The organism is Roseburia sp. 1XD42-34 (assembly GCF_009917385.1).
Taxonomy (GTDB): Bacteria; Bacillota; Bacilli; order Bacillales; family Amphibacillaceae; genus Virgibacillus.
Genome location: NZ_QWLJ01000047.1, coordinates 15,809 through 32,344 on the forward strand (window position 1 = coordinate 15,809; position 16,536 = coordinate 32,344).

12 protein-coding genes and 2 riboswitches are annotated in these 16,536 nt (G+C 36.0%); of the genes, 1 reads left to right on the plus strand and 11 read right to left on the minus strand.

All coding sequences use genetic code 11. The features are described from left to right. Positions 1 to 1,043: 1,043 nt before the first annotated feature. Positions 1,044 to 2,786, minus strand: a complete 1,743-nt coding sequence (locus tag D1839_RS17960) for a PrpR N-terminal domain-containing protein (RefSeq protein WP_120381177.1) — start codon at positions 2,784 to 2,786, stop codon at positions 1,044 to 1,046. Positions 2,787 to 3,561: 775 nt separating this feature from the next. Between D1839_RS17960 and D1839_RS17965 the strand changes: the two genes are divergently transcribed. Then, complete coding sequence (locus D1839_RS17965; RefSeq protein ID WP_120381178.1) at positions 3,562 to 4,284, plus strand: 3-ketoacyl-ACP reductase; 723 nt, start codon at positions 3,562 to 3,564, stop codon at positions 4,282 to 4,284. A gap of 279 nt (positions 4,285 to 4,563) precedes the next feature. Here the strand turns inward: D1839_RS17965 and thiT are convergent, their stop codons facing one another. From thiT to D1839_RS20550, 10 genes are all read right to left on the minus strand, one after another. Beyond that, positions 4,564 to 5,154 (minus strand): energy-coupled thiamine transporter ThiT, encoded by a 591-nt coding sequence (gene thiT / locus D1839_RS17970; RefSeq protein ID WP_120381179.1) that lies wholly within the window; start codon positions 5,152 to 5,154, stop codon positions 4,564 to 4,566. A gap of 158 nt (positions 5,155 to 5,312) precedes the next feature. Beyond that, a riboswitch (TPP riboswitch) is annotated at positions 5,313 to 5,415 on the minus strand. Positions 5,416 to 5,910: 495 nt separating this feature from the next. Further along, the gene (locus D1839_RS17975) at positions 5,911 to 7,200 is read right to left on the minus strand and encodes a globin-coupled sensor protein (protein ID WP_120381180.1); all 1,290 of its coding nucleotides are present in this window, start codon (positions 7,198 to 7,200) and stop codon (positions 5,911 to 5,913) included. Positions 7,201 to 7,385: 185 nt separating this feature from the next. Beyond that, positions 7,386 to 7,469: riboswitch (cyclic di-GMP riboswitch) on the minus strand. Between the two features lie 629 nt (positions 7,470 to 8,098). Continuing rightward, entirely contained in the window at positions 8,099 to 8,878 is a 780-nt protein-coding gene (locus D1839_RS17980) for a DeoR/GlpR family DNA-binding transcription regulator (protein WP_120381181.1), read from the minus strand. A gap of 198 nt (positions 8,879 to 9,076) precedes the next feature. Then, the gene (rhaD, locus tag D1839_RS17985) at positions 9,077 to 9,916 is read right to left on the minus strand and encodes a rhamnulose-1-phosphate aldolase (protein ID WP_120381182.1); all 840 of its coding nucleotides are present in this window, start codon (positions 9,914 to 9,916) and stop codon (positions 9,077 to 9,079) included. Between the two features lie 97 nt (positions 9,917 to 10,013). Continuing rightward, positions 10,014 to 11,270 carry an L-rhamnose isomerase gene (gene rhaA, locus D1839_RS17990; protein WP_120381183.1) on the minus strand — a complete coding sequence of 419 codons (1,257 nt, stop codon included), beginning with the start codon at positions 11,268 to 11,270 and terminating at the stop codon, positions 10,014 to 10,016. A gap of 2 nt (positions 11,271 to 11,272) precedes the next feature. After that, the gene (rhaB, locus tag D1839_RS17995) at positions 11,273 to 12,685 is read right to left on the minus strand and encodes a rhamnulokinase (RefSeq protein ID WP_120381187.1); all 1,413 of its coding nucleotides are present in this window, start codon (positions 12,683 to 12,685) and stop codon (positions 11,273 to 11,275) included. 170 nt (positions 12,686 to 12,855) lie between these two features. Next, the gene (locus tag D1839_RS18000; protein WP_120381184.1) at positions 12,856 to 14,172 is read right to left on the minus strand and encodes an MFS transporter; all 1,317 of its coding nucleotides are present in this window, start codon (positions 14,170 to 14,172) and stop codon (positions 12,856 to 12,858) included. A 17-nt stretch (positions 14,173 to 14,189) separates the two neighbouring features. Further along, positions 14,190 to 14,504 carry an L-rhamnose mutarotase gene (rhaM, locus tag D1839_RS18005; protein ID WP_120381185.1) on the minus strand — a complete coding sequence of 105 codons (315 nt, stop codon included), beginning with the start codon at positions 14,502 to 14,504 and terminating at the stop codon, positions 14,190 to 14,192. Positions 14,505 to 14,930: 426 nt separating this feature from the next. Beyond that, positions 14,931 to 15,842 carry a reverse transcriptase domain-containing protein gene (locus D1839_RS21145; RefSeq protein ID WP_330585588.1) on the minus strand — a complete coding sequence of 304 codons (912 nt, stop codon included), beginning with the start codon at positions 15,840 to 15,842 and terminating at the stop codon, positions 14,931 to 14,933. Continuing rightward, a complete protein-coding gene (locus D1839_RS20550) occupies positions 15,782 to 16,318 on the minus strand; it encodes a hypothetical protein (RefSeq protein ID WP_199690400.1) in 537 nt (178 codons plus the stop codon). Before D1839_RS20550 ends, D1839_RS21145 begins: the two co-directional genes overlap by 61 nt. Positions 16,319 to 16,536 lie beyond the last annotated feature (218 nt).

The following is a 16,536-nucleotide window of genomic DNA, read 5'->3' on the forward strand; positions in this document are numbered from 1 at the left end:
ATTTCTAAAGTCGCCTAGTTGCTGGGCTCATTCGCCGCACGTGGCTATTCCGTTATATCGGTATCCCAAAGCACCTTATTTTATAATTTCTTATCTTCTAAAAAAACTCATTCCATCGCTATATCTAAATACTTCGCTTTCTTACTTACAGCATCTTCTTAGCTTCCTTAGCAGCAAAAACTGCTTTCCTGTGGGATCTTCAGCTTGCTCTGTTTCCGTAGACGTCTATATATGTTGACTCCGCTAAAAACGTGTGTATACGCAAATAGACAATTTGTTCGTTTTTTTAATTTGCTATTTTAGTTATGTCCCAACCACGATTCGTCAACCTTCCTCACATATAAAACTACTTCATTAAGAAATAGATGGCTATTCTAAACGTTAGATAAGAGGGAAAATAATTTTATTCTTTTTCATTACTCGTTTGTTTAGATACTCCAACTGCTTTATCAAGCACTCTTGCCTCGTTTTCCTTAACTACCATAATCATACAATTTATTATCCGTTGAATCACAAAATCTTCTTTACAAAATATCTCCTTTCTTTTTACTTGTATACATATGACAAGTAAAGTTAGATTAAAGATCAGTTTATATGGAAAAATAAACATAATAATTTATTCACAGTGAAAATAAAAAGCTTTGTTCAATTTACAAGGAGTTGGCTAGTGACCCCTCGAAACTAAAAGTTACCATTGTGAACGTCTTTAACATATTACTTCCATCAAATCGATGTCCTACATGGATGCTTTGATCCAACTTACAAAAACTTCAAAGCCATTATTTTTCTTCTCCATTCTTACTTGAGTCCATAAAAAATACCCTCTTTTAGGTAAGCAAATTTTATTTTAATCTGTTTACCTAACAGAGAGCATGATTAATCATATTCTTGATTTATAAAGTTTTATCATCGAAGAGCAGCTTGAGCCGGACGTGGTATTCGGTTTTTCGTTATCCATAAACACCTCATTTTATACTTCCTTATTTATTAAAAACACCAAGGTTTTATAAAACACCTTGATTTTGTTTAAATTTACGACTCCTTCACTTGCCCATTGGATCCTGATTCAATTTTCTCCATAACGTAGTACGGCTTATCCCTAAACGTTTGGCTGCACTGGATTGATTATTGTCTTCTTCCAGCAATACAGCCTTTATAATGCTCCGCTCCATTTCACTTAGAGTCCCTTTAAGCGATGGGACTGCTTGTTCAGCAGTTATCGTCTGCATTACTTTTTTCACATCATCCAATTCAATATAATATCCAGAGGTTTGCAAACTCAATGTTTTGCACACTTTTTTTAATTCAAGCAAATTTAAATGCCAATCAAATTCCATTAAATACTCTATTGCATGATCTTTAATACCTAGAGCTTCTCCCCCATCAGCAGCATGAAATTCAGCTAAAAAATAATGTATAAATGCGGGGATATCTCTTTTCCTCTTCCTTAACGGAGGAATATGCATAAAGTTAGCAATTATTCTCTCGTATAGTTCTTTTAAAAATAGATCTTGTTTCACCAATATTTCCAGTTGCGCAGTTGTAATCGAGATTAACCTTATGTCAATTGGCTTTTGTTGTAGGAGCTTCAATAACCTATCTTGTAAACCACGATCTGTTTGGTCTATCTCATTTAAAAGCAATGTTCCTTCTTTCATAGAACGTAGAATTGTTTGCAGATGCGCTATTTCTGACTCATTTAATAAAGAGCACGTCACCTCAAGTAATGGTGTACCGTTGCCATATCTCTGAAAATGAATATTTCTTGCAGCCGTGCGTTTCCCTACCCCAGGTTCTCCGTAAATACACAGAGCAGCTTTATTATCAGCATGTATGTGAACCAGCCTGGACTGCAATTTACTTGTTTCGCTTTCACCGATTATTGGAAGATGTGAAGGATTACTATTTAACATATATATATTCTCATTCTTGAGAGAGAACACGTTATGAACAAAAATTCCGACCGCCAAAGCTTCATCTCTTATCAAATACGCTTGCACAAGATAATGCAGATTAGCTATGTTCAGTTGCCCCCACTGCTCTTTTCCAGTGTAAAGTACTTGATTTACGAGTTCTTGTAATTGCTTATCTTGTATTAAGACATCTTTATGTTCTATAGACTTAAAAGCGTTATTCTTATGTATTATTTGGTTTTGCACACTAACAGCAATTGGTATCGGCATGTTGTTCATGGCATCATACACATAATTAGCAGATGTTTTACTTGTATAAAATAGCTCGTATAATCGCTTACCTTCTTCAAAAGCGTCCATTAGTGCTTCTTTTCCAGAAGTAATCAGAACCCCACGTAATCCTATTTGTTTTGCTTCTTGTACCGTAACAACATCCCCAATAACCACTGAATAGCCTGCTTGTTTCAGTTCTAACAAATGGCGCTTCACTTCATCCCTAGACTGTATTGTAATCATTTTTACATTGAACTCCAGAATATCACATAATGTAGCTGCACCTCGTGATATATTCGCAAATCCTAACAGAGCTACTTTATTATTCATTTCTTTTATTAATGTAAACACCCGCAGCATGTCGTAACCTGTAATATCAATTGGCACAACAGGCAATGAGACTTTTTCCTGTATCATTGTTGCTGTCCCGCCACGGCTAATAATTAATTCATAACCGTTCTCTTCAGCAGTTTGTGCTAATTTCACACCTTCTTCCAAGTTAGCCACTTCAATATGAACATCTATGTAATCAGGTGTTTTTACTTTCTTAGCCATCTCAGCCAACCCAGGATAAGGAGCGATTAGTAGAGCTTTTATCAATGTTCATCCCTCATTTGTTTCCATATTAAACAAGTCTATTATGACATAAATAAGATTCAATTGTACATGAAGAGGCATATAAAAACAGTTATCAGCAAATTTAACCGCTATACTTTAATTGAATTTATTAACTAAAAAACTCTAAAAAACCATTATTATCAATTAATAAAAAAGTAAAGCTACCACTTCACTATCCACTACCTTGCCCAATTCAAAAAATGAGCTTTTTGCTTGTTATGCATAACATTTTAAGATGGATCGAATCTATCCCATGATTCTGGTACATAACTTCCCTACTGCAGCAACCGACTATTACGCTTTGGCACGCGATTTCTCAGCTGTGGTACTCAACTTTTGCGCTTCGGCGCCCGATTTCCCGGCTGCGGCGCTCAACTTTTACGAGCGCGACTTTCGGACCTTCTTGTTCAAGTCATTCTACCGCTCAGCCTTGAAGCCAGGGTACTTACGTTCATAAATAAATAGCTGAACTTACGATGAAGATAGCTTGAATTATATTTGGCTAACTTAATCCTGTACACGTATGATTTATGATGAAAACCTGATCCAGATCGAAGAAGCCTATATACAACGACACTTGCTTTATCGAGAAAACTCTTGTTCAAATGGAGATGGTTTTGTTAAAGATTCTATCCATATAATGTGATTGTTTTCAACATTTCCCTTCTCTATTTCCTCCATCTCAAAGCGAATTTTTGAATCTATGCTTTTCCTTATTTATACTTACAATAAGAGGTAATAGAAAGGATGATATATCATGGGACAGGAGATTAAAGGAAAAGTTGCTTATATCACAGGTGCTGGAAGCGGGATTGGTCGGGCTACTGCGCTTGCCTTAGCTAAAGAAGGTGTACATGTCGGGTTAATTGCACGGACAAAAAGCAAGCTCGAAGCTGCTGTAAAAGAAATCACAGCACATGGGGTAAAGACAAGCTATGCAGTCGCTGATATTGCAAATTCAGAAGAAATTAGTCAAGCAATAAGCGGCCTAGAAAGCTCCCTTGGCTCTGCAGATATTTTGATTAATAATGCCGGCATTGGGGCTCATGGAAATTTTCTTGAAATGGAACCAGAAGCGTGGAAACATACATTTGAGGTCAATGTATTCGGCACGTATCATGTTACTCGCGCTGTTTTGCCACAAATGGTCAAAAAGAATGCAGGTGACATTATGATGATTTCTTCCAGTAACGGTTTAAAAGGCACAGCTGGGTCAACTTCTTACAGCGCTTCCAAGTTTGCTATTCAAGGTATGTCCGAAGCGTTAATGCAAGAAGTACGAAGAAATAACATTCGAGTTTTCACCTTAAATCCAAGCCTTGTTGCTACTGAGCTTGCCTTCGGTGACCAGTTAGCGGAAAAGAACGAAAATAAATACATGCAGCCAGAGGATCTAGCTGAATATATGGTTGCTCAATTGAAGTTACATCCGCGAATCTTTATTAAGCAATCGCTACAGTGGGCAACGAATCCGTTTTAGGCTAATAAAAAACTGTTGCAAAGCGACTTATATGAAACGTTTGCAACAGTTTTTTGTATATATTTTATTACTAGACTAGGTGACGGTATTTTAGAAATGAATAGTTGTTAATATTGAATTTTAACTGCACGAAAGCAAATATAAGAGCAACTACTCTAATGGAAAAAGATGCATGCCAATGTGAAAAAATCCTGCGTAAAAAGGATTGCTCGTGCCCTTCTCCTTCTATCCATGAGCATGAACCTGCTCTACAACTATTGTTAGGTTTGCCTAAGACCATTAAGAAGCTTTCCTTTTTGCCGTAAACTCATCTGGTTGAATTAATCTAGGTGCACTTGCTAAAAGGACTCCAAGAACGACAGAACAGAACACAAAGGCGCCTAGCATAGTCGCTCCGTTTGCAATGAATGAATATACGATTGGCGACATGCCTTTAGGTGCATATTCTCCCCAAAAAATTACTCCTGCAAGAAAATGCCAGAAATATCTCGCCGTACTGCCTACTAATGTTGCTGTCACTATCCAGGCCAATGCAACTTTTTTATTTCCATTTTGAACATTTTTCTGAATCACTGGATACAATAAACCAGCAAAACCGACGAATGCAAAGGCAATAAAGTATTCAATAAGAAATTGAGTTGGCGTTAAAATAGTTGCATCTCCTAGCATTACTTGCAATAAGCCCCATAAGAAACCAGATAACACCGCGGCTGCGACTCCTCGACGAAATGCCAAAATAAAAATGGGAACCATTGCAAAGGAAATGGAAATGGCAGGTGATAGTTTGATAGAAGGTAATAAATCCAAAATAAATGCAAAGGCTGCGAAAAAAGCTGCTTCAATCATTACTAGTAATTTAATATTTTTCATTAAAAATGCCTCCCTTTCACGGAAACCTCAAGGGAAGCATAGCTAATATAAACGTAGATTCATTGTTTATGCAGAAAGGATCACCCAACAGTCATTCTCTTTAAATACAGAATTCTTTATCGCATTAATAGCGAATGAGAATTTTGTTGAGTTAACCTAATCATTGTTGCCCACATCCCTACGCTAGTACTAACTATACAGGTTCAAAGGGTCAGAACATCATTGTTCAATCTCAGCTAAAAAGCTCCCCTTGTGGTTTCTATGTATTTGATTTTTACCATTATAAATCATAATTTGTTTTTTTAACACCTTTTTGCTCATTATAAACGTTTTTGTCCTAAAAAGAGCATCATAAATCACCAACAAAACCGATAACTTGGTCGCTTTAGTATATTGCGTGGATATTTCTGCCGTGAATGACCTAAAAGCCTCTTACGAAATAGACATTTAGGTGCTGACATCTCCCACTTGAGGAGTTGAATTACATGTACAGAAACAAGTCAAGCCTATGTGAGGGATAACCGCACCTTATTTAGGGGATAAAAAGTACAAGTTACTCGCTTTTACTGGCAGTCGACCCACAACATATATAATCAGCTCCTTTTGAATTAATTGAGTACGTATTGATAGATCAAGATTGTAAATTTCTTGCCGTCGCGATTCAATTGTCTAATTCGTTGCCTTTCTCATCATTCAAAACAACTGTCTCCAACATGAATAACAATTTTTATCCTCGCTTGCCGCTCTCGAATGCGTTTATGCCTTATTCGTTGCTTCGTTTAATTGCTCAGCAGCTACTACTACACTAGAAGCAACTCGTTCCATTTCATGAACGACTTGTTTGAATTCGTTCATTTCTTTCAGCACTACATTTGCTTCTTGCTCATTCAATTGAATGGTCTTTACTAAATGCCGAAAAGATTGTTGGGTAGCTTCCGAAAACGACATACTTAATCCAACAGCCGCTTCTATTTCTTCCATAGATGCTTTGGTCCATTGACTAACTTGGCTTGAGGTTGATATAAGTGAGGTTATTTGCGTAATGGATTGCTTCGTTTGCTCTGCTAACTTGCCAATTTCCTTGGAAACTACAGCAAACCCACTTCCATGTACGCCCGCCCTTGCTGCTTCGATCGAAGAATTCAAAGCTAATAAATTTGTTTGATCGGCAATTTTTTGTACCATAGCTATAATTGTTGCAATTTCGTTTGAAGATTTATCAAAATTATCCAAGGATTGGGTTATTTGCTTCGCTGTTTTTTCCATATACTTGATGGTGTTAAACAGCTCATCTAATTGCTCTTGACCTTCCAGCGCTTTTTCTCTAGCTTTTTCTGCTTGATATGTACTTTTTTCTGTCGCTTTATTCACTTCGTTTATATTTGTGGTAAGTGTCTCTGCAGAAGCTTGATTTTCCTCAGCTATTGCAACAAGTTCCACGCTGACTGTACTCATTTTATCCTTAAGCCAGTCTTTACCCGCTTTATATTTTTCATCCATTTTTTTCATATTTTCCTGTTCATACGCCTCTAAGACAATTTGTTGTTCAAAACTCATAATTTTATTTACAGAAACAAGCGTAGCATGGAATTCCCCAGTATCTTTCATTTCACCATAAATCAAATGAATAATAGTATTATGTAAATTCTGATATGCCCCCATATACCAGGCAGGTTGTAAACCAATTCGATAATGCGTCTTCGCAATTGCAAAGCGTTTTTCTAGATATGCCGGATTGATTTCCGCTTTAAACAAATCGTTGACATATTGCTTTAATGTTAAACGTAAACGGTCAATCGTGCTATATTTTTCAATAATTCGGCGTAAATGGTTGAATTGTAAAATAGTCGAATAAAATGAATCAACGAGTAAATCCATATTTTTCACTATAAGTGGCTGTAGACTTTTTAACCGCATCAAGTCTGTTTCTGTAAGATGAGTCATATCCATCTTTTGTAAAACAGATGCATCATGTATATTAATGACAACTTCTGCTTCTGTAAATGCTTGCAACCATTGTTTATCTTGTTTTTGTTTAAAAAACATAAGTTTTCCCCCCGTACGATCGATTAAGTAAACGATAATTCCTTAACTGGGTGTAACTGTATCACGGAAAAGCTTCTAAACCACCAATAGTTAGAATTCGATTATTTCAGAAAAGTCAATTGAGTAGAACAAACCATTGCACGAATAAATAATTTATAAAAAAACCCCTACATAAATAATAATATTTACGTAGAGGTCGGTTGCACCACTAGCTCCATGCGATTCAAGGTGCCCACATATTATCGCACATCTTTGCTTCCTCATTAAAATTTGTATGGATACAGCTCTTACGAATCTCCTTATATAAATACATATTATCAATCATAAACTTTTATTGTCAACTATTTCCGTAACAAATATCGCGTAATTCGACAAAAATTAAAATATATTGAACAAAGGCGCCAGCGCCCGGTTAGCAACGTAGCGACTGGAGCGAATCAACTAAAGTTTTAGGAATCATGCCACTAAAAACAGAGGTATGCCGACGTCGGGCGGCAAGCCCGTTTTTTTAGTCGGCCTTCCTCTTAACCACGAACCAATGCTGACTTATCGGAGGGCGGCGCGTTTCTAAAGTCGCATCGTTGCTAGGCGCATGCGCCGGATGGGACCTATTCGGTTATTTCTTTATCCCCAAGCACTTAAGTTTATACTTTCTTACCTTTTAAAACAGCTATCTCCATCGCAAAAGAGACGAGCGTATTACGCCCGCCTCTCTCCACGTAAAGCCATTCTATTTAATTATGGACAATTCCCATTTACACAAAATGGTTTATACTCCCTTTAGCTTTTTGGGTTTAGACAAAAGGACTATTTCTTCAGAAATACATAGTGGACTTGAACGACCACCTACTATACAGACGGATTTAAATATATTGTAAATTAAAATATTATAAATGATTTAAGTATTGATTGAGTCTTGCGCTATAATTACATTTAACTGTTTTTCTTTTAAATTCTGTACAGACACCTTATCAGCCTTATTATCCGTAATGATATAATCAACATCTTCTATACCGGTTATTAAAGAAAACGCCTGTTTACCTATTTTGCTATAATCAACCATAATATATACCTGCGATGTACTTTCTATCATTTTTTTCTTTATTTTCGCTTGCTGCTCATCAGATTCACTAATTCCTCTTTCAATTTGCAAACCTTTACATGATATAAACGCTTTATTTACGTAATAATTACTTAAAGACGCCTCAGCAAGTGGTCCAACAAAGGATAATGATTTTCCAAGCAATGCTCCACCAGTTGAAATCACGGTGATTTGTTTTTTATCTCCTAATTCCATAGCAACTTTTATAGAGTTTGTAAGTACTGTGATTGGTATGTCAGGTAGAGATTTAGCCATATACCATGCTGTTGTACTAGCATCGAGAATAATATTATCACCTTCTTTTACAAGCTTAACAGCTTCTAAAGCTATATTCTGTTTTTCAACAACGTTTATTATCTCTCGTTCTTTATAGGGAATCTCAAGTGAATCACTAGGGTTCATACTTATAGCGCCACCATGACTTCTCAATAATTTTTTCTCTTTTTCAAGCTTTTCTAAATCCCTACGAATTGTCTCTTCTGTAACAGAAAATATCTCACTTAACTCCGAAACACGGACACTTTTTCGTTCATTTACAACTCTTACAATATTTTGTTGCCTCTCTGCTATAAGCATGATATCCCAACTTTCTTACTAAAAATATACCAAAAAAATGATGTATATCCAAATATTATTATAATATAAACGGTTTAGAAAACAACCAGCATGTTATATTTCCGCTCGTTTCATACCTTTTCTTTTTATTCTATATCTAAAAAATTTATGAGCAAAGGAAAAACCCTTTGCTCATAAATTTGCTCATTTTTTTAATTATTATAAGAAATACTTCTCAGGTGGAGTAACAGCAAATCGCTTCGCTAAATCTCTTAATTGTTCGTCTGTAATATCCTGTTTAATCCCGCCTTGATGGGAACTAACTAGCATATAAATTTGTGCCGCCTTCTCCACTGTTTCAATTAATCCAAATGCCTCCGCTAGAGAGTTACCCGCTCCAAAAATTCCATGATGCGGCCAAATAACTAAACGAAACTCTTTCATTTTTTTAGCGGTTTTTTCCCCGATTATATCTGTTCCAGGTACCATCCAAGGTAAAATACCTACACCTTCCGGAAAAACAACTAGACATTCGGTACACATTTTCCACAGCGTTCTTGTGAAATTCGCTTCATCTAATTCATGTGTAAATGTCATTGCTATAAGATTTGTCGTATGCGTATGCATAATGACTCGATGGTCAGGATTTTGCTTCAACCTAGAAATATGGCTCATAAAGTGAGATGGAAGTTCACTGGTAGGCTGACTATTTCCTTCAAGTCCCCATAATAGTTCAACCGCTTTTCCATCGGAACTAATCCGCAATATACCCAAAGACTCCTCTGGATCATCTTTAATAAACCGAAAGTATTTCCCCGATCCTGTAACTATAAAGTATTTACCAGCGAGTTCAGTAACTGGATAGTCTAGTTGTATGGTGCGAATTACTTGATCCTTATTTAAATAAGGTGTGACTTCCTCTTCGTTTAACAGATAACTAATATTTCCACCATTTAACTCGTCCCAGCCAAGACGCCACATATCATAAGTATTCTGTATCATCTCGCGTAGGAATGGCGCATGTAAAATTTCCTGTTTGTTTCCATTTATTTCTTTCATGTGTCTGTTCCTTCCTTTGAAGAAAATTTCTATATCGATAATCATTTACTAAAGTTGATCAGTGAATTTAGTAGGTTAAATAATATATATTTTAAAGTTAGTCTCTTTTTGAAAGGACAGCTGCTTCATATTTGTTAACTTCATCAAACCATGCCATACCTGTAGGAACTTTCATTTCTTCACAATAATAATCCCAAATTGCACCAAAAGGATATGTTTTAAGCTCTTCCATCAAGGCTAACCTTTCTGTGAAATTACCCTTTTCTTGTAGATCTCTTAAATAATGATTTGGAGTAAGTAAGGCATATAATAATGATTTAATCATATTTCTTGTTCCTATTGTCCAAGCTGCCACACGATTAATACTAGCATCAAAGAAATCGAGTCCAATCCTTACTTTATTTAACGCGTCATTACGGACAATTTCTAAACCAATTTCACGCAATTCATCATCTAAAATAATCACATGGTCACTATCCCAACGTACGGGCCTTGAAACATGTAAAGCTAATTGATCACTAAATAAGAGCATTGCAGAGATTTTATTAGAAACCACTTCTGTTGGATGGAAATGCCCCGTATCTAATAAGCATAATTTGTTATTTTTCAAGGCATAGCCTAAATAGAATTCATGTGATCCTACGACATATGCTTCTGAACCAATTCCAAATAATTTGCTCTCTACAGCATCAACATTATATTTTTCATCCATTTGAACAGAAAAAATCTTGTCTAATGATTCTTTTAATCTTCTTCTTGGTGTTAAACGATCACTTGGGATATCTTTATAACCATCAGGGACCCAAATATTTGTTAGCGCAGGAGTACCTAATTCTCTTCCGAAATACTCACCAATTTTGCGGCAAGCAAGAACGTGACGAATCCAGAATTCTTGTGTCTCTTTATTAGGATGAGATAGTGTTAAACCATCTGCAGCCATTGGGTGTGAAAATAAAGTTGGGTTAAAATCCAATCCCAGGCCATGTCTTTTTGCCCACTCCACCCATTTTTTAAAATGTTTTGGTTCCAATTTATCTCTTTCAACAACTTGACCATTTGTCTCAGCATAAATCGCATGTAAGTTAACTCGATGCTTTCCCGGTATTAAGGAAAGCGCCTTTTCCAAATCACCCCTTAGTTCTTCAGGCGTCCTTGCTTTCCCTGGATAATTACCGGTTACGTCTATTCCCCCTGATAGTGCTTGCTGGTTTATCTCAAACCCGGAAATGTCATCCCCTTGCCAGCAATGAATAGAGATCGGTACTTGTTTTAAATGATTTAGCGCTTCATCAACATCAATTCCTAATTTTTCATACTGTGCTTTTGCAAGTTGATAGTTTTCAAATGTAGACATTATTATCCTCCGCCTCTCTTTCTAAACGTTTTTAATACAAAGGAATTCTTTATGATGTTTCGAGCTTGATGAATATCCTCAATTTGCTCTAACGCAATTAGTTGAGATATTATATTTCCAATTGCTGTTGCCTCTGACGGCCCTGCAATTACTTTCTTTTCTGTTATGTCTGAAATTAATTGATTTAAAAGATTATTTTTAGAACCTCCGCCAATAATATTTATTTGATTAAATTTCCTTTCGTAAATTTCTTCAATCTGTTCAATCGTATTTTTATAACTGATTGCTAAACTATCAAATACACACTTCGCAACTTGTCCTGGTGTAAATGGTTCAGGTTGTCCTGTTTCCTTACAATACAACTGAATTTCCTTAATCATATTATTTGGTTTTAAAAATCGGTTATCATCTACATCCACTATAGAATAAAAACCTTTTTCATTTTCTGCCATGTCAGAAAAATCAGCGAAACTATATTGATCTTTATAATTTCGTTTCACCTCTTGTATCATCCAAAGTCCCATAATGTTTTTTAAAAAACGATAGCGATAATCAAACCCACCTTCATTCGTAAAATTATAGTCTAATGCTTTTGTAATGCATATTGGAAAGCGGTTTTCAACGCCCATTAGGGACCATGTTCCTGAACTGATAAAGATTGTTTCATCCGTTTCCGGAACAGCGAGTACAGCAGATGCAGTATCATGTGTTGCTGGGAGTATTACTTCCATATCAAAACCAAATTCTTCAACTAATGTTGGTCTTAGGCGACCGATAAATTCCTTTGGAAGCAAAACTTGTTGAAACATTCGATCATTTATGTCTAATTTTTTCAATAAATCCCTATCCCATTTCTTAGTAAAAGCATTAATCAACTGAGTTGTCGTTGCGTTGGTATACTCATTTACTTTTACTCCAGTTAATAAATAATGAACGTAATCAGGGATCATTAGGAACGTTTTTGCTTTTTCTAATAGCTCTGGATATTTTTTCTTTATATAATATAGCTGATAAATAGAATTAAATTTTTGAAACTGTATTCCAGTCTCCAAATATAAAAGCTCTTTACTAATTATTGAAAATACCTCATCCATCACACCATCTGTCCTTGGGTCACGGTACGAAACAGCATCCATTAGCAGTTCGTCATTTTCATCTAATAAAACAAAGTCAACCGCCCATGTATCGACACCAATACTTACTGGCATTAACCCTTTCTTTTTAGTGAGGTGAATCCCTTTTTTTACTTCTATCCACAGCTTATCGATATCCCAGCAAAAATACCCATTCTTTTGAATTAATCTATTCTCAAATCGATAAACTTCATCTATAACCATTTTTTCACTTTGTAAATATCCAGCAATTACTGTGCCACTTGAAGCTCCTATATCTACTGCCAAACTGCAAGATCGCATTTTCTCACCTTCCAATTTCAAAAAATAATACTTTGGCTCATTTCCATTCATGTTTACTTGAAACTAGTATTACCACATCTATAATAAATGAAATTCAGCAATAAATAAACAAATTCAGTCAAAAAGAAATATTTTTGGTTTGTTTTTCTTTTGTTTATTTTGTAATAAAATTATACTGTGGACTGTTTTTTTGATGTTATCAAGTTACCATAGCGCTCTTCTTCTATTTGACGTAAAGATTTTCCCCTCGTATTTGGCGCGAGTATAATGCCAATTACCATATGAATTATAAGAAAAATAATCATTACGATACCTGCAACTTTAAATCCAAGAGTTGCCATAATTGTTGGTAATATAAATGACCATAAGGCAATACCTGTCCGAACAATAAAATACATATAGCCTTGTGCTGTAGCACGATATCTTGTAGGGAATAATTCACTTGTCCATAATGCATAAAATGCTTGAGCACCTATTCCAGCAGCAGATCCCCATAGGACAACAAATGAAATTAAGGTTGGCCATGTCATCGGCATAAAAGTAAGGATGATCCAAGCAATGACTCCCATCAAAGCACCAATACCAAATATTAGTTTGCGACTATATTTATCGCCTAATTTCATAAATATAAGGTACGTAGTAATAACGGTAAACATCCATAAGAATGCTTGAAGTAAATTAGCTTGTTGGTTACTTAATCCGCCTACATTTTCATAAATATAAGGCATGAAGTAGCCCATTGCACCAGCTGTTAAATTCCAAAATAAGTAAATGCCTAACAATAAAAACAATGCTTCCCTATTTGGTTTTAACGAAATTAATTCTTTAAAAGAACTTTTTTGTTTAATGCCCTTACTTCTGTCTTTCAAATCTTTGGCTTGTTGCTCTTCCCAAATCTTTGATTCAGGGAGACCGCGTCTAATATATAAAGAAATACCCGCTATTATAAAGAGATGGAAAAAAATAATTCTTGACCCCATTAAACCTAAAGGTGCTAGTAGCACTGCCAAAGCAAATGTTGCCATTGGACCAATTGACCATGCTAATTGTGCTGTTCCAACATGCGCAGCCCGCTTATTTTCTGGCGATTCTTCAGCTATATAGGTCCATGAAACTGGAACACCAGCACCTACGGCAATTCCGGTTATGATTGTTCCGAGAAGCAACATTGGAAAATTTACGGAAACTGCAATTAAGAGAACACCAATCATATAAACCATTAAATCATAACTAAAAATTAGTCTTCTTCCATATTTATCAGTTAGGGGACCGCCAATCAACGCACCTAAAGCTGCACCTAAAGCATTCGCGCTTAATGCACTCAATAAACCAACACCAATACTATCTATTTGCAGATACGCTTGCCACATTGTTAGGCTGCTAGCAGCCGCAATGATAGATCCAGCTTCAATGTAATTTGCCATCGAAATTGCTATAGTAGCCTTCCAACCTGTGACTTCCTTTGCTGCGAACTTTTTCTTACTCATCAGACTCTCCTCCTATTTTAATCCATATGGAATACTTCTTCTAAATCAACCGTTACCGGACTGTTGTCTGAATTCGTTTCCATAATAGATTTCATATAATCCCACCATTTTTTATTTATCTCTGTTTTTGACATTTTCCTCCATAGTAGTTCATCTTTAATTTCAACATATCCAAATAATTTATTGCTTACTTCATCTAGAAAGATAGAATAGTTTCTTGCACCATGCTTTCGAAGTTCCTCAACCATTTCAGGCCATATTTCTTGATGACGCTTCTTGTATTCCTCTTGTTGATCAGGATAAACAGTCATAACAAAAGCTTTTCTAATCATTCAACATCATCCTTTTCGATATTTTAATAAAGAAAATAAACGTTTCATGAGAACGATTACATTTTACTTACACGTTAATCATAATGCCAAACAAACAAAAAGTCAACATATATTAGCTTTATTTATATTTGTTTATTTGTTTTTATGTTTGTTTCATTGTTTCTAATTTTTAACGAAGGAAAAAGTATGAACATAAAATAATTTCTCATTCAACTAACGAAATAATATTAACTGGACAACGTTTCATTATAGGAAAACAAATGCTAAAATGCTCAGTTAATGGTGCCCAAACTAAATATCTGACAAGTTTAAAGAGAGCTTCAGTTAATGTACAAATAATATTATTTCCTAATCGAGTAGAGGGAAAAGCTAAATAACTTTTCGCCCCTCTCACACCACCGTACGTACGGTTCCGTATACGGCGGTTCAATAGTTTGAGTGTATGAACTGGTATTGAAGAGCGATATCTTTATATCCTCTCGATGCCAGTTCTTTATCTGTCAATGAACGATGGAGTACATAGCTACTTGATATAATCCAGTAACCTTTTCTTGTATTCGACCATTCATAAGCTTTACGTTTATCGATACCTAAGTGAATTAGATTTTCTCTTTTTGTGCGTGGATTCTTCCACTGTTTCCAAATGTACTGTCTAATTCTACGCTTCAGCCACCCGTTTAGATTCTTCATAAATCCTTTCATTTCACCTATGCCATAGTAGTTTATCCACCCTGTCATAAGTTGTCGGATTTCTTTTAGAATCACGTCCAGACTTCTTCCACGATTGCGTTTGGTGATTCGTTTGAGTTTCTGTTTAACGGTCACTTTTGCTTTATAATGTGGACGAATTTGAACACCTTTCTTTGTAACGTGGATACAGAATCCTAGAAACTTTCGTTTCAAGGGGCTTCCTACTGCGCTCTTTTCCCGATTCACCGTAAGACTTAAATCCTTCTCAAGAAATTTCGTCATACTCTTCATTACTCGCTGTCCTGCCCTTTTGCTTTTCACATAAATGTTACAGTCATCTGCGTAACGCACAAATCGGTGTCCTCGTTTTTCTAGTAATTGGTCTAACTTATTTAAGTAAATATCACTGAGTAACGGAGACAGGTTCCCCCCTTGAGGCGTTCCTTCCTCTGATTTTTCAAAGATGCCGTCAATCATGATTCCACTTAATAAATATTGTCTTATCAAGCGTAGTACTCGCTTATCTGTTATTTGTTTCTTCACAAAGTACATCAGTTTGTCATGATTTACCGTATCGAAATAGGCTTTCATATCCAAGTCCACCACATGTTTGTACCCTTGTTCGTAGTACGACTTTGCCCGTATGATGGCTTGATGTGCACTACGTTTTGGACGAAACCAAAACTATTATCGGAGAACGTCGGTTCAAATATTGGTTGTAACACTTGGTTTATTGCTTGTTGAAGCATTCGGTCAATAACTGTAGGAATCCCTAATTTTCTTGTTCCGCCATTTTGTTTTGGAATCTCAACCCGCAATACGGGTTGAGGTTTATACTTCCCAAGATACAACTGCGTTAATAATTCTTCCCTATGTTCCCTCAAGTATGGAAGCAACTGGTCGTATGTCATACCATCCACTCCAGCTGCATCCTTATTTCTGACCACTTGAAGATAAGCTTGATTCAAATTATCCCTTGATAGGATACTTTCAAACAGATCGGATACACCATTTTGATTGTTCTTTTCACCATGAAAGGCACTATGCGCTTCGACATACCATTCATGTTCCACACTATCTCTCTGCCGATAGCCAGATTCTACTGTTTTCTGCAGTTCTCGCACCCTTCACACCTCCTAGAGCTTTCAAAATTACTATTGTTCGGTCCTTCATGTTTTGGTCATGTTACACTACTACGACCTCTGCTGACTTCTTGTGATTCACCAGGATGTCACCAACTTGGCTGTGTCGGCTCGTTATTCTTTAACTCACAAGTCACCCTCACAAGACCTCCCCCGGTAAGAACGAAAACTTTCCTCCCACGTAACTGCTAGATTTACTG

What these genes read in the sequence shown, in the direction of transcription:
- rhaM (WP_120381185.1), bottom strand. Translation starts at nt 14,504, where the DNA reads ATGATTAGAAAAGCTTTTGTTATGACTGTTTATCCTGATCAACAAGAG.
- thiT (WP_120381179.1), bottom strand. Translation starts at nt 5,154, where the DNA reads ATGAAAAATATTAAATTACTAGTAATGATTGAAGCAGCTTTTTTCGCA.
- rhaA (WP_120381183.1), bottom strand. Translation starts at nt 11,270, where the DNA reads ATGTCTACATTTGAAAACTATCAACTTGCAAAAGCACAGTATGAAAAA.
- D1839_RS17975 (WP_120381180.1), bottom strand. Translation starts at nt 7,200, where the DNA reads ATGTTTTTTAAACAAAAACAAGATAAACAATGGTTGCAAGCATTTACA.
- rhaD (WP_120381182.1), bottom strand. Translation starts at nt 9,916, where the DNA reads ATGAAAGAAATAAATGGAAACAAACAGGAAATTTTACATGCGCCATTC.
- D1839_RS17965 (WP_120381178.1), top strand. Translation starts at nt 3,562, where the DNA reads ATGGGACAGGAGATTAAAGGAAAAGTTGCTTATATCACAGGTGCTGGA.
- D1839_RS17980 (WP_120381181.1), bottom strand. Translation starts at nt 8,878, where the DNA reads ATGCTTATAGCAGAGAGGCAACAAAATATTGTAAGAGTTGTAAATGAA.
- rhaB (WP_120381187.1), bottom strand. Translation starts at nt 12,685, where the DNA reads ATGCGATCTTGCAGTTTGGCAGTAGATATAGGAGCTTCAAGTGGCACA.
- D1839_RS18000 (WP_120381184.1), bottom strand. Translation starts at nt 14,172, where the DNA reads ATGAGTAAGAAAAAGTTCGCAGCAAAGGAAGTCACAGGTTGGAAGGCT.